The organism is Sphingorhabdus contaminans, assembly GCF_007280415.1.
GTDB classification, from domain to species: domain Bacteria; phylum Pseudomonadota; class Alphaproteobacteria; order Sphingomonadales; family Sphingomonadaceae; genus Sphingorhabdus_B; species Sphingorhabdus_B contaminans.
Window position 1 is genome coordinate 335,634 of sequence record NZ_VKKU01000001.1, and the last position, 16,933, is coordinate 352,566.

The window sequence follows — 16,933 nt, forward strand, 5'->3', positions numbered from 1 at the left end:
GGGAAAGCGGCCATGACGCATATGTATCCGCAATTGACGAACCGCATGGATAGTGCGATTCGCCGTAACATGGGGAAATTGATACTCGTTCTGACACCGATCATGCTTTCCGTTTTATCCGGCTGTGTCCAGGTGACAGCTCCTGATAAACCGATAGTGATCAATCTGAACATCGCGGTTCGGCAGGAAGTTCTGCTCAAATTGTCCGCGGCGTCCGAGAAGGTGATTGAAGAGAATCCGGAGATATTTTGATGAAAGAGTCAGTTGAAATGGTCATTGCCGCATTGTTGCTGGGCGCTACCGCGTCGGGTGCCATTGCGTTTCAGTCGGGGCGTGATCCCGCTTATCAGGGTGCGCGTGAAAGCGGACTGGTGGGCGAGAAGGCCGATGGATATCTGGGTTTCGTGACGCCCCCGTCGCCTGCGATCAGGGCGCTTGTTGAGGACATCAACATCAAGCGCAAGGCCGCCTATTCGAAAGAGGCGCTCGCCAATGGCGCGACTGTCGAGGAAATGGCGCTGCGCAGCGGCTGCCGCCTGATCGCCGAACGCACCGTCCCGGGCGAGAAATATCAGACCCCCGGCGGACAGTGGAAAACACGCGATGCTTCGCGTCCCGAACTTGACCCGCGCTGCCCCTGACGGGACGGGCTGGCCGACAGAAGAACCATAGCGTAAGGCTATAACGGGAACGGGCCGTGCCAGAGATGGTGCGGCTCTTTTCTGTTGCGGCGCAACAAAGTTGCGGTCGGCCTGTTGACTTGTCGGGAGGGCTCTCCTAAAGCGCCGGTGCCTAGGCGGGGTTGCCCCGATTTCGTGGCGGTTTCTCTTCGTAAAAAGGTAGGAATCACATGGCATCGAACAACTCCGGGCAGGATGGCAACGGTAAAAGTGACGCTCGGCTCGATTCGTTAGACATGCAGCTGAAAGCGGCGCGGAAAGCCGAAGCGGTTCGTACGGGTACAGATCAGGTTCCGGCCAAAGGAATGCGGCAGGGAAACAGGGTTCTGACCGAATTGATCGCAGGTCCTGCAGGCGGTGCTTTGATAGGCTGGTTGTTCGACCGTCTGTTTAACACTTCCCCTGCGCTTCTGTTGGTCTGCATGTTTTTGGGCATCGCAGTCGCCTTCAGGAATATCATAAAGATCTCCAACGAGCGTCCGGAATAGCCCGGGCGCTTGACGTGTATTTTACAGGGTAGTGAACGTGGCAGGCGAAAGCGGCAAAATCGATCCGATGCACCAATTCCAGATTGAGCCGCTCGCGCCGCTCAATATTGGCGGTTATGACGTCTCCTTCACCAACTCTTCGTTGTTCATGATGATCGTCCTGGGCGCTCTCTGGCTCTTCATGTGGGGCGGGATGAAGCGCGATCTGGTCCCCGGCCGCTGGCAGATGGCGGTTGAAGGCGTAACCGGTTTTGTAAACAATATGGTGACGTCCAGCGTAGGCCCCGAAGGCAAGAAATATGTGCCTCTCGTATTCTCGCTGTTCATGTTCATTCTCATGGCGAACTTCATGGGAATGATGCCTTTCGGTATTGTTCCCGGCGTCCATCCTTTCACGGTAACCAGCCACCTGACTGTCACCGCCGTTCTGGCCGTGCTCAGCTTCGGTACGGTATTGGTCGTCGGTTTCTGGCGCCATGGCCTGCACTTCTTCAGCCTCTTCGTTCCCCACGGCACACCCTGGTGGCTGCTGTGGCTGATCCCGCTGATCGAACTTTTCTCGTTCCTGATCCGTCCTTTCAGCCTCGCGCTTCGTCTGTTCGTTGCGATGACGGCAGGGCACGTCCTGATGAAGGTGCTTGCCGGCTTCGTCATCAACGGGCTGAATGCGCAGGCCGCATGGGTTCCGCTGGTGGTCAGCGTGCCGTCCTTCATCCTGATGATCGGCATCACCCTGCTTGAACTGCTGGTATGCGCCATTCAGGCTTATGTTTTCGCGCTTTTGACCTCGCTCTACATTAACGACGCGGTCAATTTACACTAAGTTTTCAACCACTCATTTTAGTTTTGAACAGGAGTTAATATCATGGACGCAGAAGCAGCAAAGTTGATCGGTGCCGGTCTTGCAGCAATTGGTGCCGGCCTTGCCGCCGGTGGTGTGGGTAACGTTTTCGGATCGTTCCTTCAGGGCGCGCTTCGCAACCCTGCAGCGGCTGATGGCCAGCAGGGCCGTCTGTTCATCGGCTTCGCGGCTGCTGAACTTCTCGGTCTGCTCGCATTCGTCGTCGCGATGATCCTGATCTTCGTTGCTTAATTGACGGTTTTGCCCCGGCCTGTGCCGGGGCCCAATCTTCATTAAGGACAGCTAAGTATCATGCCTCAAATAGCCCAAATTCTTGAAACCTATGCGTCGCAGTTTTTTTGGCTGCTGATTGTCTTTGGCCTGATCTATTTCACGATCGGCAAGGGCATGTTGCCAAAGATCGAAGCGAATATGGACGCACGTGATCGCAAGATTGCGGACGATCTTGCGGCCGCGGAACGCGCCCGTGCCGAGGCGGACAATCTGGGTGACAGCGGTGAGGCTGATCTTGCGGCAGCACGTCTGGTTGCGCAGGCAAAGGCGAACGACGCAAAGGCGAAGGCAGCGAAAGACGCGGAACAGCGTCTGGCCAAGGCAGATGCCGAGGTTGGTGCGAAACTTGCGGCGGCTGAAGCCGATCTTGCCAAGGCAAGCGCTGCGGCAATGGCCAGCATTGAAACGGTTGCTGCTGAAGCGGCCGCAGACATCGTTGCCAAGGTTTCGGGTGCCAAGGTAAGCGCAGCGCAAGCAGCGTCGGCAGTAAAGGCGGTAATGGCAAATGGCTAATCAACAAGCACCCGCAACGGCCGCGACCGAAACCGATCCGCATGCCGGTCATGACATGACGGCTGCTTCCACAACCAAGGTCGGGGAAGCCGAAAAGGCACTCGACATGCTTGAAAATGACGAAGTGCCTACGACGCACGCCGGCACGGAAGCGCATGGTGGTGAAGAGCATGCTACTCCGTCTGCACTAGGCTTCGATGCGACCATGCTCGTCGCGCTTGCCATGATCGTGGTGATTGTCCTGGCGCTCTGGAAGAAAGTACCGGCGATGATCGGTGCTGCGCTCGACAAGCAGATTTCGGGTATCAAGGAACAACTGGACCAGGCAACCGCGCTGCGCGCCGAGGCGGAAGCCATCAAGGCCGAGTATGAAGCCAAGGCAAAGCAGGCTGCTGCCGATGCAGAAGCGATGAAGGCTGCGGCAGAAGATGAAGCCAAGCTGATCGTCGCTCAGGCCAAGGAAGATGCCACCGCCCTGATCGGACGCCGCGCCAAAGCCGCCGAAGACAAGATCGCAGCCGCAGAACGCGCCGCCATCGCCGATGTCCGCGCAAAGGCCGCCAGCGCCGCTGCTGCCGCTGCGGCACAACTGATCGCCGCGCATCACGATGCAAAGGCGGATGCAAAGCTTATCGACGAGTCGATAAATTCGCTGAACTAAGATTTTTCCCGAGGGTAATTTGGTGCCATTTCCGCTTGTGCGGGAATGGCATCTTTTTTGTGCTTAATCCGTGCAAATGACCTGAATTCACGCATCTGTCTGCCGTTGGCGGAATGGCATTGTGCAGGTTGAACTCGTCGCTTACATCACCTTCGACAATGTCCAAAGCCGACCGCCCTGATCAGCCAAATGCTGCTTCCCGCTTCAATGAGGAGAAGGCGACCTATGCGGTGCGGGGGGCGGATGCGCCGGATCTGGAGACGGGTGTTGCGGCAATTCGCAATGTCCTCAAGACCTTGCCGCACAAGCCGGGTGTGTACCGGATGCACGATGCGCGGGGCGATGTTCTGTATGTGGGCAAGGCGCGCGCGCTCAAAAACCGTGTGACCAATTATGTGCAGATCGACCGTTTGCCAAACCGGTTACGGCGCATGGTCGCACTGACCCGGTCAATGACGATTGTCACGACCAACAGCGAAGCCGAAGCCCTGCTGCTGGAGGCGCAACTGATCAAGCGGTATCGCCCGGCCTACAATGTCCTGCTGCGCGATGACAAAAGCTTTCCCTTCATATTGCTGCGCGCCGACCACAAATTTCCACGTATCCAGAAACATCGCGGGGCGCGTCGGCATAAGGGGCAATATTATGGCCCGTTCGCCAGCGCCGGTTCGGTCAACCAGACGCTGAACGCGCTGGAAAAGCTCTTTCTCTTGCGCAGTTGCACCGACAGTTTCTTCAACAATCGCGACCGGCCCTGTTTGTTATACCAGATCAAGCGATGCTCGGCGCCGTGCGTCGGCCGGATCGATGACCGCGCCTATGCGGATCTGGTTGCCGACGCCAAGGCATTTCTGGATGGCAAATCATCGGGCGTGCAAACAAAGCTCGCGTCCGAAATGGAAGCGGCGGCCGAGGCGCTCGATTTCGAACGCGCCGCCTTGTTGCGCGACCGGCTGAAGGCGCTGACCTTCATTCAGGGCAGCCAGGCGATCAATGCGCAGGGCGTCGGCGATGCGGATATCTTTGCGCTCGCGCACCGCAATGGCGTTATGGGCATTCAGGCCTTTTTCATTCGCGGTGGCCAGAATTGGGGGCATCGCTCCTTCTTTCCGTCCCATGTCTCCGAACTTGGGGAAGATGAAGTTTTTACCAGCTTCCTTGCGCAATTTTACGAGGATGTGCCTCCCGCGCGTTTGATCCTGCTGGACCGGGAACTGGCCGAAGCGGACTTGTTGGCGCAGGCGCTGTCGGAACGGGCCGAGCGGAAGATCGAGATATCGGTTCCCCGGCGCGGCGACCGGGTACGCCTTGTCGCGCAGGCCACCCGCAATGCTGAAGAGGCGCTCGACCGGCGGCTTGCGGAAAGCACGACGCAAGGCAAGCTGTTGCAGGAAGTGGCGGACCTGTTCGAATTGCCCGAGCCGCCCAAGCGCATCGAAATCTATGATAACAGCCATATCCAGGGAACGAACGCGCTGGGTGCAATGGTCGTTGCAGGGCCCGAAGGGTTCATCAAGGGGCAGTATCGCAAGTTCAATATCAAACAGGCCGCGACCGACGATGATTTTGCCATGATGCGGGAGGTTTTCCAGCGCCGCTTTGCCCGCGCGCAGGAGGATGACCCCGACCGGGATAGCGGGCAGTGGCCCGATCTCGTGCTCATCGATGGTGGCAAGGGGCAGATGAGCGCGGTGAAGGCCGCGCTTGAGGAAATCGGCGTCGAGGATGTGCCTTTGATTGCCATTGCCAAGGGGCCGAACCATGGCCGCGAAGGGCGGGAGGTTTTCCATTTCCCGGACGGCCGCGAAATCACCTTGCCGGTAAATGCGCCCGTCCTGTTTTACCTCCAGCGTTTGCGCGACGAAGTGCACCGCTTTGCCATTGGTGCGCATCGGACCAAACGCAGCAAGGCCATCACCGCAAGTCCGCTGGACGAAGTGCCGGGCATCGGCCCCTCGCGCAAAAAGGCGCTGCTGATGCATTTCGGCACGGCCCGTGCGGTGCGCAGCGCGAGCCTTGAAGACCTGAAAAAGGCACCGGGCGTTTCGGCGGCGGTCGCGCAGACGGTGTATGATTTCTATCATTCCAGTGGATGAAGCTGCAATCATGCGACATAGTCGGCGCAGAGATGATTTTTGGAGCAGGGGACGAATATGCCAACCATCAACGCCAACGGCATAGAGATTTATTATGAGGAAGCAGGCGCATCGGACGCGCCGGTGATTTTGCTCGTTATGGGGCTGGGGACACAGATGATTGCCTGGCCGGATGACCTGATCCAGGGATTGGTCGCCCAAGGTTTCCGGGTCATCCATTATGACAATCGCGACGTCGGACTGTCGCAGCGCATGGACGGCGCCCCTGCCGGCAGTCTGGTTTGGGCCATGCTCGCCTCGCGCTTCGGTCTGCCGGTGAAAACGGCCTACAGCCTGACGGACATGGCAAGGGACGGCATCGGATTGCTGGACGCCCTCGATATTGGGCAGGCGCATATCGTCGGCGCCTCCATGGGCGGCATGATCGTGCAGTTGATGGCGGCTCATTTCCCCGACAGGGTACGGAGCATGACCTCCATCATGTCCTCCAGCGGCAGGCCGGGTTTGCCCGGACCGCGGGCGGATATCCGCAAACGCCTGATGGCGCCCCGGCCGTCCAATCCGACGCGTGAAGAGGCGGTCCGGCTGGGCGCGGAAGCGCTTGAGTCCATATCATTCGCCGATCCGGCGCGCCCACCAAGCGCCTATGCCGAAATGGCCGCCCGGGCATTTGACCGCGGCTATTATCCCATCGGCATGAAGCGCCAGTTGCTGGCCATTGTCGCGGATGGCAGCCGGGTCGACCGGTTGAAATCGATCAAGGTGCCAACTCTTGTCGTCCACGGCGGCGCAGACCCTCTGGTGCCGAAAGAAGGCAGCGAGGATATCGCCCGCCACATCGCCGGTGCCCGGCTGGAGATTATTGACGATATGGCACATGACCTTCCGCCTTCGCAGGTGGGCCGCATGATTGACCTGATTGCCAGTCACGCGGCCTCGGTGCACTAACGGTTGTCGAGTTGCGCCCTTACGGCGCGCAGGCCCTGTCGCGTAATGCGGTAGGGTGCGCCGCCAAGGCTGCCGATCAGTTTTCTGCGCCGCAGTTTTTGAAAGACAGCCAGGGTGCAGTCGGCAAGACGCCAGCCGTCGCGGTTCATACAGTCGACTTCGACAATATGACCGCGATCGTCAAAGCGGTGTATGATTGAACCGCCCTGGGCCAACGCGTGCAACACGCGTTGTTCCTGTTTTGAAATGTTCATGGGAGATAACCCGTTGGATAAGTTTAGGGACCGGCCTGTGCGCTACGCATGGCCGGGGGCTAAAACTTCAGCGTTGCGGATGACCCGCAATCACTGGGTTATCGGGTGGCAATCTCTTGCATAAATTCCTCAATTGGACCTTCAGAATATCGCCCGCCCGGATTTTTGCAAGCCCGCCTGTTTTTTGCTGCGCTGCACAATTTTACACTTGCGCGCGGCTGTGGCTGCGATAATTTGGGCTCCATGTCGACGAACCAACTTCTCCTGGAAGCCATTGCGCTGAAAAAATGTGTGACGGCGGTGTATAATGGCGTGGCCATGAAACTTGCGCCGCATGTCCTGTATACAAAGAATAACGCGTTGTTCATCGATGCGATAACGCTTGAAAAGCATGGCGAACCGCCGCGTGAGAAAAAGCTCGGGGCCTTTCACCTGCAGGGGCTGAACGATCTGCAGATTACCGACAGCCATTTCGAGATTGATGAACTGTTCGAACCGGAAGCCGAAAAATATGAAGGCGCGGCCCTGTTCAAAATCAGCGAAAATTAGGGATATCGCTTTCGGTACCGGCTTGGCATGATGGCTTATGCATATCAGCGCCACGGCCATTATCTGTTCGGTTCGCAGCCACGGGGAAACCGGGGCGATCGTCCGGGCCTTCTGCGCTGATGAAGGAATGCTCGCCGGCTATGTGCAAGGCGCGCGCGGGCGGAATTTGCGCCCCGTGCTCATCCCCGGCAATGTCATAAAGGGGGAGTGGCGCGTCCGGACAGCGGGGCAACTGGCATCGTTGGTGGCCGAACCTGTTCACAGCCGTGCGCATTTGCTGTCGGAACCGCTTGCGATTGCGGCGATTGACTGGGTGACGGCCCTGACGGCTGCGACATTGCCCGAGGGGCATCCCTATCCCCGGCTGCACAGTGCATTGGATGGCTTGCTCTCCGCAATTGAACTGGCCCCTGCGGCGCGGATATGGGCGGGCGCGGTGGCGCAGTACGAGACCCTGCTGCTCGCCGAGCTTGGCTATGCGCAAGAGACCGAGGTTGAAGGCGCCCCGGTCGCCATGATGGCGCAGAACAGGGAGCGGCTGGTGGCCCATGTGCTGGGCGAGCGCCGCATAGATGTGATGGCGGCGCGGGAACGACTGGTGGATAGGTTAAAAAGGGCGGTTGCCTAATCGGGGCGGGGACGGCAAGGGAAACCGGACTTTTCTTATCATTTGCCAGAAGGATATCGGACCCGTGCTTATTGCTTTGCTTCCCGGCGACGGAATTGGACCCGAAGTCATCGCACAGACCCGCCGCGTGCTGGAAGCGCTATCGATCGACTCGCTCGATTTTGAAGAAGCCCTTGTCGGCGGTGCGGCCTATAAGGCGACCGGCCATCCTCTGCCGCCCGAAACGCTGGACCTTGCAAAACGCGCCGATGCGATTTTATTTGGCGCGGTGGGCGATCCCGATTGCGACGCGCTGGAGCGGCATTTGCGCCCCGAACAGGCAATATTGGGTTTGCGCAAAGAACTTGGCCTTTTTGCCAATTTGCGCCCCGCAAAACTGTTTCCGGAACTGGCGGATGCGAGCGCCTTGCGTCCCGAAGTCGCCAGCCAGATCGATATGGTCATCGTGCGCGAGCTGAACGGCGATGTCTATTTTGGCGAAAAGGGCATGCGCACCACAGCCGATGGCAAGCGCGAAGGCTATGACATCATGTCCTATAATGAGGATGAAGTCCGCCGGATTGCCCGTGTCGGTTTTGAAACGGCGATGGCGCGCGGTAAAAAGCTGTGCTCGGTGGACAAGGCCAATGTACTGGAAACCTCGCAATTGTGGCGCGATGTAGTGATCGAAACCGCGAAGGAATATCCGGACGTGGCGCTCAGCCACATGTATGTCGATAATGCCGCCATGCAGTTGGTCCGCAATCCGGGCCAGTTCGATGTCATCGTCACCGGCAATCTTTTCGGCGATATCCTGTCCGACCAGGCCAGCATGTGCGCCGGATCAATCGGCATGCTGCCCAGCGCATCACTCGATAACGCAAAGAAGGGGCTTTATGAGCCCATTCACGGCAGCGCACCTGACATTGCCGGACAAGGGAAAGCCAACCCGCTGGCGACCATATTGTCCGCGGCCATGATGCTGCGCTATTCGCTTGATCATGCGCAGGAGGCCAGTCGCGTCGAAGCTGCGGTTGCCAGAGCGCTGGCAGCCGGGGCGCGATCCCCGGACTTGGGAGGCAGCATGTCCACCCAGCAGATGGGTGAGGCTGTGCTGGAGGCATTGTGAATCCGGCAGCGGGCTTACCGTTGATACGGACGGAAAGGCTTCTGCTTCGTGCTTTTGCCAATGCTGACGCGGATAATCTGGTCAGAATCGCCGGACAGAGGTCAATTGCCGACACAACCATTTCGGTTCCCCATCCCTTCACGCGCGCGGACGCACTCCAATGGATTGAACGGAGCCAATCCGAAACATTAGCTAGCGACCACATTGGTTTTGCCGTTGCCGATCATCATGGTGAATTGATTGGATATGCGGGATTGCATGACATCAATCGGGAGCATGGCCAGGCCGAGCTTGCCTTTTGGATTGATCCGATGCGGCAGGGGCAGGGATTTGCGTTTGAAGCCGCCAAAGGGGTAGTGAATTTTGCGTTTGATTCCCTCGAGATTCACCGGATTTGCGCATATCATATGACGCGCAACGAGGCATCGGGCAAACTACTCAAAAAACTTGGTTTTGAACAGGAAGGTTATCTTCGGCACCGTGTTCGCAAATGGGGCCAATTTGAAGATGTGAAGTTATGGGCGCTTTTGCGTTGACCTCGTTTTGCTGCCTCGGCAAAGACCGGCTATGAAGAAAACAACAGGCCTTGACCGTTCGCTGACCTCCAAATGGCGCCCCGCCACCCAGGCTATCCGTGGCGGCACATGGCGCAGCGAACATGGCGAAACGTCGGAAGCCCTGTTTCTGTCGTCCGGCTTTACCTATGACGATGCCGAGACCGTCGCGGCGCGCTTTGCCGGTGAAGCCGAGGGCATGACCTATTCGCGCCTCCAAAACCCGACCGTGCAGATGCTGGAAGAACGCATCGCCCTGATGGAAGGTGCAGAAGCCTGCCGTGCGCAGGCGACAGGCATGGCGGCTATGACGACGGCGCTGCTTTGCCAGTTGGAGCAGGGGGACCATGTTGTGGCGGCGCGGGCGGCCTTTGGGTCTTGCCGCTGGCTGACCGATAATCTGCTGCCCAAATGGGGGATTACCACAACCACCATCGACAGCCGCGACAATGATGCGTGGAAGGCCGCCATCCAGCCCAATACCAAGGTTTTCTTCTTTGAAACGCCGGCAAATCCGACGATGGATATCGTCGACATGGCCTATGTCTGCGGGCTGGCGAAAGAACATGGCATCACGACCGTTGTCGATAACGCCTTTGCCACAAGTGTGCTGCAACGCCCGATGGATTATGGCGCGGATGTCGTTGCCTACAGCGCAACCAAATTGATGGACGGGCAGGGCCGTGTGCTCGCCGGTGCCGTGTGCGGGACGCAGAAATGGATCGATGAGGTGCTGTTACCGTTTCAGCGCAATACCGGTCCGAACCTGTCCCCCTTCAATGCCTGGGTGGTGCACAAGGGGCTGGAGACGCTGGAACTGCGCGCCATGCGGCAGTCGGAGAACGCGCTGAAGGTCGGCAAATTTATGGAAGGGCGTGTGCCTACGATCCTCCACCCCGGTCTTGCCAGCCATCCGCAACACAATCTGGCAATGAGCCAGATGAAGGCATGCGGACCGATCTTTTCCTTCATTCTGGATGGCGGGCGCAAGCAGGCGCACCAGTTGTTGAACGCGCTGCAATTGATCGATATTTCGAACAATATCGGCGATGCCCGCAGCCTGATGTGCCATCCGGCATCGTCCACGCATCATGGCATGGGGCCGGAAGGCCGCGAAGCAATGGGGGTTGGCGAAGGTATGCTCCGTATCAATGTCGGGCTGGAAGATCCGCAGGATCTGATCGACGATCTGGATCAGGCATTAAAGGTGGCTGGTCTATGAGCAATATTCTCGATTCCTTCTTTACCGTCAGTGCGACGACCAACGGCATTACAGTGCGTGTTGCGCCCAATTATCTCAACGAACAGTCCCAGCCTGCGCAGGGGCGGTGGTTCTGGTCCTACCATATCCGGATCGAAAACCATGGTGACGAGCCGGTGCAACTGCTGACCCGTCATTGGAAAATCACCGATGGCCGCGCAATGGTGAACCATGTCGATGGCGACGGGGTGGTTGGCGAACAACCGCTGCTCAATCCCGGCGACAGCCATGACTATGTGTCCGGCTGTCCACTGGGGACGCCCAGCGGGATGATGGAGGGGCAGTACCGCTTCATCCGTGCCGATGGCAGCACATTTCTCGCCGAAATCCCGCGTTTCCAACTATTGGCACCGGCGACGGCGCGATGAAACGGACGCATTTGCCGCTCAATGGTCTGCGCGTCCTCGACGCGGCCGCGCGGCATTTGAGTTTTACGAAGGCCGCGGACGAGCTCGCTGTGACGCCCGCCGCCGTGGGCCAGCAAATCCGCGCATTGGAAGATATGCTCGGCGTCGTTCTGTTCCGGCGCACGCCCAAGGGTTTGGAACTGACCGGTGAAGGCACGGCCGGGCTGGAGGCTTTGCGTCAGGGTTTTCTGATGTTCGAAGACGCCGTGCGCGCCATGCAGGCGGGGCAGTCATCCAATTCCCTGACGATTGCCGCCCCGCGCGACTTTACGGCAAAGTGGCTTGCATCAAGGCTGGCAAAATTCGGGCAGGCCAATCCGGATACGCGCTTCACCCTGATTTCGGCGGACGAAGATATCGACTTTACCGAGGCGAATCTCGATCTCGCAATCCGGCTGACCGAAGGACCCGGCGAACATGAAGGCGTGCGGCTTGCCGAGGGCGCCTTTGTGACCGTTGGCGCGCCCGAAGGCGGCGCGGACACACCCATTAGCTGGCCGCATTGCCCCGTGGCTGACGGGCTGCCTGCGCTTCGTCTTGCCGATGCCGGACTTGCCATAGACGCAGCCGCCATCGGCCTTGGCAGGGCCAATGTCCCCCATCTTTTGGCAGAAGCCGATCTGGCCGCCGGGCGCGTGAAGGCATTGGACAATGCCAAAGAAAGCCGTCTTGCCTATTGGCTGGTCGCACCATTGCCCCAATGGCGTCAGAAAAAGGTCAAGGCGCTGGTCGAAGCACTGACGGAATGACCGCGCCCACTTTGCGTACCGAAAGGTTGGTTCTGCGCCAGCTGGTTCTGGATGACGCAGCGGCCCTGTTCCCCATTTTGTCGGACGACACGGTCATGCATTATTGGTCGAGCGGTCCCCATCGGCATGAGGATGAAACGCGGGAATATCTGCAATGGAACGCCGATCCGGATTGCGGCCACCATTGCTGGGCAATCACCTTTACAGGTGAAAAGGCGTTGGGCTGGGTCATTCTGATCCCCCGCCGGACAGGCAATTTTGAGCTTGGATATATTCTGGCCCGCGAATTTTGGGGGCAGGGGCTTGCGACAGAGGCAATTTCGGCAGCGCTCGATTTTGCGTTTCGGACGTTAAAGCTGCGCCGGGTCATGGCCGATACCGATCCGGAAAATAACGGTTCGATAGCTTTGCTGCGCAAGCTCGGTTTCCGGCAGGAAGGGCATCTGCGCGCCGAATGGGAAACCCATATCGGTGTCCGAGACAGCCTGATTTTTGGCTTGCTTCAATCCGAGTGGCGTTCCTCGACGGGTTAGCCTGCCACGCTGTCCAGCAGCCGCGCCATTAACGCCGCAAAAGCGTCATTCTGCACTTCCTTTGTTGTGTCATTCCAGCTTCCGGTGATGACATACCAGTCACCGGCTTTCGACTGGGCAAGGAAACTCATGGAGATGACTCCGGGTTCGGAACCGCCCTTATAGCCGAGATATTGCCACTTATTGGCCGAAGCAGGAGCGACGCCTTTGTTCACGGCCATGACGTCGAGTGCGGTCTGGCTTCCGGTCTGGCGGATATTGCCAAGCAGATTGGCAATGTCGGAAGGGGAGGCGAACCATTCGATGCTGTCGATGGCAACCGGACCCGAACCCAGATTTACCAGATCTACCTTATCGAAGCCAAGCGACGCGGCTTCCTTGTCGAGTATGTTGCGCTGTTCCGCCTCATTTGCTTTCTGGAAACGGGTGCGCAACTCCGCGTTGCTCTTCAAGGCAAATGCCTCGACCGTATTCAGCATGGGCAATGCCTTGTCGGGATCGCTGTGTCCGATGGTCGCCAGCTTTCGTTCGACCGCATCCCGGCCAAGAACCCGCATGAGCGCATCTGTTGAGGCATTGTCACTCACCGATATCATCCACGTCGCAAGCGTCTGAAGCGTGACGGGAGTGGTGCGGGGCCAGTTGACCGTGGCACTGGACGAATGGCTGTTTGCGAGGATGGGAACGACGTCCGACCAACTGCGGCGGCCCGCCTGCACTTGGGAGGCAAGTTCGGCCAGCACATACAGCTTAAAGGTCGAGGCAATCGCAAATTGCTGTCCGGTGGCCCGTCCCGCAATCTGGGTCCTGCGTCCGTCCGCACCGATTTTTTCGACCAGATAGCCCGCCTTTCCGGGCAATTCGGCAAAGGCAGCATCGATTTTTGCGGGACTGTCCCCCTTCATATCGAACCCGGTGATCAGCAAACCGACGACCTTGTTGGGTGCGGACGGTTCAACCGAGATTTGCGCGGTGGCTATCGCCTTTTCATATTCGATTTTGATCGTTGCGCTATTTGGCCCCTGCGGTTCGACCGAGATGACCTTTAGCGGTTTGCCATGCTGGGCAATGAACTGGTCCGATAACAGCTTGAGCTGGGTCGCCGGAACGACCGCCAAAAAACTGGGCGCGAAAAACTCATCATAGGCCAGCGACCCTGCAAGAACCGCAGGCAGTTGTTCAATGCGCAGGTCCATCGGCTTGGCGGGTGTGGCCACGGCCTTCGCCGGAGTTTGTGCGTAAAGCGGCGGGCTTTGAACAGCCGCGAGCGCAAGCAGGAGCATCCATCTTTTCATGCATTCTCTCCTCTTCTGGTGCGCGGGGCACCAGATGTTGTCAGGCGTCAATCGCCTCCTCATCAAGCTGGGCCGCATTGTCCTGAATGAAGTTGAACCGGTGCTCCGGATTCTTGCCCATCAGGCGGTCGACCAGATCGGTTACCGCCGCGCGTCGTTCATATTCGTGCGGCAGCGTAATGCGAATGAGCGACCGGGTTTTCGGGTCCATCGTCGTTTCGCGCAACTGGTTGGGGTTCATCTCGCCCAGACCTTTGAAACGGCCGACTTCGACCTTTTTGTTTTTGAAAACCGTTGCCTCCAGCTCGGCGCGATGGGCGTCGTCGGCGGCATATACGCTCTGACTGCCATGGGTCAGGCGATAGAGCGGTGGGCGTGCGAGATAGAGATGCCCCGCCTTCACGATTTCGGGCATTTCCTGAAAGAAAAATGTCATCAGCAAGGTCGCGATATGCGCCCCGTCGACATCGGCGTCGGTCATGATGATGATGCGTTCATAACGCAGATTATCGGGGTTGCAGTCCTTCCGCACGCCGCATCCCAGCGCGAGTTGCAGGTCGGCGATTTCATTATTGGCGCGAATTTTGTCGGACGTGGCGGATGCCACGTTCAGGATCTTACCCCGAATCGGCAAGATCGCCTGGGTCTTGCGGTCCCGCGCCTGTTTGGCGCTGCCGCCGGCGCTGTCGCCTTCGACGATGAACAATTCGGTCCCGGTCGGATCGTCCGAGGCGCAATCGGTCAATTTGCCGGGCAGACGTACCTTTCGGCCGGATGTGGCGGTCTTGCGCTTGACCTCCCGCTCTGCCTTGCGGCGCAGGCGGTCGTCTACCTTTTCCAGAATGAAGCCCATTAGGGCTTTGCCGCGTTCCATATTGTCCGTCAGGAAATGGTCGAAATGGTCGCGGATTGCGTTTTCGACCAGACGGGTTGCCTCGGGCGAGGTCAGCCGGTCTTTCGTCTGGCTCTGGAACTGGGGGTTCCGGATGAAGACCGACAGCATCAGCTCGGCTTCGTTGAAAATATCCTCGGCCGTAATCTGCGCGGCCTTTTTCTGGCCGACCAGTTCACCAAAAGCGCGCAAGCCCTTGGTGAGCGCGGCTCGAACACCAGCTTCATGCGTGCCGCCATCCGGCGTGGGGATGGTGTTGCAGTACCAGCTATAGGCACCGTCGGAATAGAGGGGCCAGGATATTGCCCATTCGACGCGGCCTTGGCTGTCGGGGAAATCCTGCGTTCCGGCAAAGAAGTCGGTGGTGGCGCAGGCGCGCGAACCCAGTTGCTCACGCAGATGATCGGACAGACCGCCCGGAAACTGGAATACCGCCTCGGCGGGTACATCGGCGCTTGCCAGTTCGGGATCGCAGCGCCAGCGGATTTCGACGCCTGCGAACAAATAGGCCTTGGATCGTGCCAAGCGGAAGAGCCGCGCGGGCTTGAACTTGGCGTCCTGCCCGAAAATCTCGGGATCGGGGGTGAAGGCCGTGGTCGTGCCGCGGCGATTTGGTGTCGGGCCAAGCTCTTCCAGCGGGCCGAGGGGCAAGCCCCGCGCAAAGCGCTGGCGGTACAATTGCTTGTTGCGCGCAACTTCAATGACCGTGTCGGTTGACAGTGCGTTTACGACCGACACGCCGACGCCGTGCAAACCGCCCGATGTCGCATAGGCCTTGTCCGAAAATTTACCGCCCGAATGGAGCGTGGTCAGGATGACCTCGAGCGCGGATTTGTCCGGGAATTTGGGATGGGGATCAACGGGAATGCCGCGACCATTGTCGGTAATCGTCAACCGGTTGCCAACGCCCAGATGTACTTCGATCCGGTTGGCGTGACCGGCAACAGCCTCGTCCATCGAATTGTCCAGAACTTCCGACGCAAGATGGTGAAGCGCACGTTCGTCGACGCCGCCAATATACATGCCGGGCCGGCGCCTTACAGGCTCCAGACCTTCCAGCACCTCGATCGCGGAAGCATCATATTCGTTGGAAGCGGCGGTCGCTGCGGCGCTGCCACCAAAAAGGTCATCACTCATGCCGTCGATATAGGCTGCGCAGAGTCACCCGTGCAAGCACCGTATCAATTTGCCCACAGGAAAGTTTTTGGTCGATAAGGACGATGTTTTTGTCGAAAGTCGATATTTGCGTTAGGCTGTCTGGATAGTGTGTTATCTCGACAACACAGAGGGGGCGTCCATGCTTGAAATTTCAGGGGTAAGTCATGTCTACGCAAATGGAACGAGGGCACTGGATGCGGTGAACCTTTCCATTCCCAGGGGAATGTATGGCCTGCTTGGCCCGAATGGCGCGGGCAAGTCGACCCTCATGCGCACAATCGCGACATTGCAGACACCTACCAGCGGTTCGATCAAATTTGGCGACCTGGATATCCTGCAAAATCCCGGGGAACTGCGGAAACGGCTTGGCTATCTTCCGCAGGATTTCGGCGTCTATCCGCGCGTGACGGCGTTCAACATGCTGGACCATATGGCCGTACTCAAAGGCGTGTCGAGCAAGGGCGAGCGCAAGGCAGTTGTCGAAACCTTGCTGAACCAGACCAATTTGTGGAACCATCGCAACCAGTTTATCGCCGGATTTTCAGGCGGTATGCGGCAGCGCTTCGGCATAGCCCAGGCGCTGATCGGTTCGCCTGAACTTATCATCGTGGATGAACCGACGGCGGGCCTTGATCCTGAGGAACGGAACCGGTTCCTGAACCTGCTCGCCGGGATCAGCGAGAATGTTGTGATCATCCTTTCAACCCATATTGTTGACGATGTGGCCGACCTGTGTCCCCGCATGGCCGTCCTCGCCGGTGGCCGTGTGCAACTGGAAGGCGCGCCGCTTGACCTGATTGCGCAGACCAAGGGGCGTATCTGGAAAAAGACGATCGGCCGCGACGAACTGGAAGCGCACCAGCAGCAATATCAGGTCATATCCACGCGGCTTTTCGCCGGCCGGACCATTATCCACATCCTCGCCGATGCGAAGCCAGCCGGATTTGACGATGTCGAAGCGGGGCTGGAGGATGTGTATTTCACAACCCTGGCCGATCTGCGTCGCGCCGCTTGAGGGGTGTGA

The 16,933-nt window shown here is 58.6% G+C and carries 21 protein-coding genes; 18 read left to right on the forward strand and 3 right to left on the reverse strand.

Translation table 11 applies throughout. The annotated features are described in order from the left end of the window. Nucleotides 1-12 precede the first annotated feature (12 nt). From FOM92_RS01745 to FOM92_RS01785, 9 genes are all read left to right on the forward strand, one after another. Nucleotides 13-252: a YnbE family lipoprotein gene (locus FOM92_RS01745; protein ID WP_246087118.1), complete on the forward strand. Its 240-nt coding sequence runs from the start codon at nucleotides 13-15 to the stop codon at nucleotides 250-252. Continuing rightward, the gene (locus FOM92_RS01750; RefSeq protein ID WP_143775056.1) at nucleotides 252-641 is read left to right on the forward strand and encodes a YdbL family probable chaperone protein; all 390 of its coding nucleotides are present in this window, start codon (nucleotides 252-254) and stop codon (nucleotides 639-641) included. Before FOM92_RS01745 ends, FOM92_RS01750 begins: the two co-directional genes overlap by 1 nt. A gap of 209 nt (nucleotides 642-850) precedes the next feature. Beyond that, a complete protein-coding gene (locus FOM92_RS01755; protein ID WP_143775057.1) occupies nucleotides 851-1,168 on the forward strand; it encodes an AtpZ/AtpI family protein in 318 nt (105 codons plus the stop codon). Nucleotides 1,169-1,235: 67 nt separating this feature from the next. Further along, nucleotides 1,236-1,991, forward strand: coding sequence for a F0F1 ATP synthase subunit A (locus FOM92_RS01760; protein ID WP_211347367.1), 756 nt, complete (start codon nucleotides 1,236-1,238; stop codon nucleotides 1,989-1,991). A gap of 42 nt (nucleotides 1,992-2,033) precedes the next feature. Beyond that, on the forward strand, nucleotides 2,034-2,261 hold the full coding sequence (locus FOM92_RS01765) for a F0F1 ATP synthase subunit C (RefSeq protein WP_123153826.1): 228 nt from the start codon (nucleotides 2,034-2,036) through the stop codon (nucleotides 2,259-2,261). Nucleotides 2,262-2,321: 60 nt separating this feature from the next. Further along, complete coding sequence (locus FOM92_RS01770; protein ID WP_143775059.1) at nucleotides 2,322-2,816, forward strand: F0F1 ATP synthase subunit B family protein; 495 nt, start codon at nucleotides 2,322-2,324, stop codon at nucleotides 2,814-2,816. 106 nt (nucleotides 2,817-2,922) lie between these two features. Next, on the forward strand, nucleotides 2,923-3,477 hold the full coding sequence (locus tag FOM92_RS01775) for a F0F1 ATP synthase subunit B family protein (protein ID WP_425473372.1): 555 nt from the start codon (nucleotides 2,923-2,925) through the stop codon (nucleotides 3,475-3,477). Nucleotides 3,478-3,635: 158 nt separating this feature from the next. Next, entirely contained in the window at nucleotides 3,636-5,573 is a 1,938-nt protein-coding gene (uvrC, locus tag FOM92_RS01780) for an excinuclease ABC subunit UvrC (protein WP_143776273.1), read from the forward strand. Nucleotides 5,574-5,630: 57 nt separating this feature from the next. Then, entirely contained in the window at nucleotides 5,631-6,521 is an 891-nt protein-coding gene (locus FOM92_RS01785) for an alpha/beta fold hydrolase (protein WP_143775060.1), read from the forward strand. Here FOM92_RS01785 and FOM92_RS01790 read toward each other — a convergent pair. Further along, a complete protein-coding gene (locus FOM92_RS01790; protein WP_143775061.1) occupies nucleotides 6,518-6,775 on the reverse strand; it encodes a YjhX family toxin in 258 nt (85 codons plus the stop codon). The genes FOM92_RS01785 and FOM92_RS01790 overlap by 4 nt on opposite strands. Nucleotides 6,776-7,018: 243 nt before the next feature. Between FOM92_RS01790 and FOM92_RS01795 the strand changes: the two genes are divergently transcribed. From FOM92_RS01795 to FOM92_RS01830, 8 genes are all read left to right on the forward strand, one after another. Further along, nucleotides 7,019-7,324 carry a hypothetical protein gene (locus FOM92_RS01795; RefSeq protein WP_143775062.1) on the forward strand — a complete coding sequence of 102 codons (306 nt, stop codon included), beginning with the start codon at nucleotides 7,019-7,021 and terminating at the stop codon, nucleotides 7,322-7,324. Nucleotides 7,325-7,361: 37 nt separating this feature from the next. Next, complete coding sequence (gene recO, locus FOM92_RS01800; RefSeq protein ID WP_143775063.1) at nucleotides 7,362-7,952, forward strand: DNA repair protein RecO; 591 nt, start codon at nucleotides 7,362-7,364, stop codon at nucleotides 7,950-7,952. A 64-nt stretch (nucleotides 7,953-8,016) separates the two neighbouring features. Continuing rightward, nucleotides 8,017-9,060, forward strand: a complete 1,044-nt coding sequence (leuB, locus tag FOM92_RS01805; protein WP_143775064.1) for a 3-isopropylmalate dehydrogenase — start codon at nucleotides 8,017-8,019, stop codon at nucleotides 9,058-9,060. Further along, nucleotides 9,057-9,596, forward strand: coding sequence for a GNAT family N-acetyltransferase (locus FOM92_RS01810; RefSeq protein ID WP_170226767.1), 540 nt, complete (start codon nucleotides 9,057-9,059; stop codon nucleotides 9,594-9,596). Before leuB ends, FOM92_RS01810 begins: the two co-directional genes overlap by 4 nt. Before the next feature lie 31 nt (nucleotides 9,597-9,627). After that, nucleotides 9,628-10,836, forward strand: a complete 1,209-nt coding sequence (locus tag FOM92_RS01815; protein WP_143775066.1) for a trans-sulfuration enzyme family protein — start codon at nucleotides 9,628-9,630, stop codon at nucleotides 10,834-10,836. Further along, nucleotides 10,833-11,243 carry a Co2+/Mg2+ efflux protein ApaG gene (gene apaG, locus FOM92_RS01820; RefSeq protein ID WP_143775067.1) on the forward strand — a complete coding sequence of 137 codons (411 nt, stop codon included), beginning with the start codon at nucleotides 10,833-10,835 and terminating at the stop codon, nucleotides 11,241-11,243. The genes FOM92_RS01815 and apaG overlap by 4 nt, the downstream gene beginning before the upstream one ends. Beyond that, nucleotides 11,240-12,031 carry a LysR family transcriptional regulator gene (locus FOM92_RS01825; protein WP_143775068.1) on the forward strand — a complete coding sequence of 264 codons (792 nt, stop codon included), beginning with the start codon at nucleotides 11,240-11,242 and terminating at the stop codon, nucleotides 12,029-12,031. Before apaG ends, FOM92_RS01825 begins: the two co-directional genes overlap by 4 nt. Next, nucleotides 12,028-12,564 carry a GNAT family N-acetyltransferase gene (locus FOM92_RS01830; RefSeq protein WP_143775069.1) on the forward strand — a complete coding sequence of 179 codons (537 nt, stop codon included), beginning with the start codon at nucleotides 12,028-12,030 and terminating at the stop codon, nucleotides 12,562-12,564. The genes FOM92_RS01825 and FOM92_RS01830 overlap by 4 nt, the downstream gene beginning before the upstream one ends. Here the strand turns inward: FOM92_RS01830 and FOM92_RS01835 are convergent. Both FOM92_RS01835 and parE read right to left on the reverse strand, forming a co-directional pair. After that, nucleotides 12,561-13,859: a serine hydrolase gene (locus FOM92_RS01835; RefSeq protein ID WP_170226768.1), complete on the reverse strand. Its 1,299-nt coding sequence runs from the start codon at nucleotides 13,857-13,859 to the stop codon at nucleotides 12,561-12,563. The two genes, FOM92_RS01830 and FOM92_RS01835, sit on opposite strands and share 4 nt — an antisense overlap. Before the next feature lie 40 nt (nucleotides 13,860-13,899). Next, nucleotides 13,900-15,888, reverse strand: a complete 1,989-nt coding sequence (gene parE, locus FOM92_RS01840; RefSeq protein WP_143775071.1) for a DNA topoisomerase IV subunit B — start codon at nucleotides 15,886-15,888, stop codon at nucleotides 13,900-13,902. A gap of 160 nt (nucleotides 15,889-16,048) precedes the next feature. On the opposite strand from parE, the gene FOM92_RS01845 reads away from it, so the two are divergent. Next, nucleotides 16,049-16,924 carry an ABC transporter ATP-binding protein gene (locus FOM92_RS01845; protein WP_143775072.1) on the forward strand — a complete coding sequence of 292 codons (876 nt, stop codon included), beginning with the start codon at nucleotides 16,049-16,051 and terminating at the stop codon, nucleotides 16,922-16,924. The last annotated feature ends 9 nt before the right edge of the window (nucleotides 16,925-16,933 follow it).

What these genes read in the sequence shown, in the direction of transcription:
- FOM92_RS01825 (WP_143775068.1), top strand. Translation starts at nt 11,240, where the DNA reads ATGAAACGGACGCATTTGCCGCTCAATGGTCTGCGCGTCCTCGACGCG.
- uvrC (WP_143776273.1), top strand. Translation starts at nt 3,636, where the DNA reads ATGTCCAAAGCCGACCGCCCTGATCAGCCAAATGCTGCTTCCCGCTTC.
- FOM92_RS01755 (WP_143775057.1), top strand. Translation starts at nt 851, where the DNA reads ATGGCATCGAACAACTCCGGGCAGGATGGCAACGGTAAAAGTGACGCT.
- FOM92_RS01785 (WP_143775060.1), top strand. Translation starts at nt 5,631, where the DNA reads ATGCCAACCATCAACGCCAACGGCATAGAGATTTATTATGAGGAAGCA.
- FOM92_RS01775 (WP_425473372.1), top strand. Translation starts at nt 2,923, where the DNA reads ATGCTTGAAAATGACGAAGTGCCTACGACGCACGCCGGCACGGAAGCG.
- FOM92_RS01815 (WP_143775066.1), top strand. Translation starts at nt 9,628, where the DNA reads ATGAAGAAAACAACAGGCCTTGACCGTTCGCTGACCTCCAAATGGCGC.
- FOM92_RS01790 (WP_143775061.1), bottom strand. Translation starts at nt 6,775, where the DNA reads ATGAACATTTCAAAACAGGAACAACGCGTGTTGCACGCGTTGGCCCAG.
- FOM92_RS01765 (WP_123153826.1), top strand. Translation starts at nt 2,034, where the DNA reads ATGGACGCAGAAGCAGCAAAGTTGATCGGTGCCGGTCTTGCAGCAATT.
- FOM92_RS01830 (WP_143775069.1), top strand. Translation starts at nt 12,028, where the DNA reads ATGACCGCGCCCACTTTGCGTACCGAAAGGTTGGTTCTGCGCCAGCTG.
- apaG (WP_143775067.1), top strand. Translation starts at nt 10,833, where the DNA reads ATGAGCAATATTCTCGATTCCTTCTTTACCGTCAGTGCGACGACCAAC.
- FOM92_RS01835 (WP_170226768.1), bottom strand. Translation starts at nt 13,859, where the DNA reads ATGAAAAGATGGATGCTCCTGCTTGCGCTCGCGGCTGTTCAAAGCCCG.
- FOM92_RS01760 (WP_211347367.1), top strand. Translation starts at nt 1,236, where the DNA reads ATGCACCAATTCCAGATTGAGCCGCTCGCGCCGCTCAATATTGGCGGT.
- recO (WP_143775063.1), top strand. Translation starts at nt 7,362, where the DNA reads ATGCATATCAGCGCCACGGCCATTATCTGTTCGGTTCGCAGCCACGGG.
- FOM92_RS01845 (WP_143775072.1), top strand. Translation starts at nt 16,049, where the DNA reads ATGCTTGAAATTTCAGGGGTAAGTCATGTCTACGCAAATGGAACGAGG.
- FOM92_RS01770 (WP_143775059.1), top strand. Translation starts at nt 2,322, where the DNA reads ATGCCTCAAATAGCCCAAATTCTTGAAACCTATGCGTCGCAGTTTTTT.
- FOM92_RS01745 (WP_246087118.1), top strand. Translation starts at nt 13, where the DNA reads ATGACGCATATGTATCCGCAATTGACGAACCGCATGGATAGTGCGATT.
- parE (WP_143775071.1), bottom strand. Translation starts at nt 15,888, where the DNA reads ATGAGTGATGACCTTTTTGGTGGCAGCGCCGCAGCGACCGCCGCTTCC.
- FOM92_RS01750 (WP_143775056.1), top strand. Translation starts at nt 252, where the DNA reads ATGAAAGAGTCAGTTGAAATGGTCATTGCCGCATTGTTGCTGGGCGCT.
- FOM92_RS01795 (WP_143775062.1), top strand. Translation starts at nt 7,019, where the DNA reads ATGTCGACGAACCAACTTCTCCTGGAAGCCATTGCGCTGAAAAAATGT.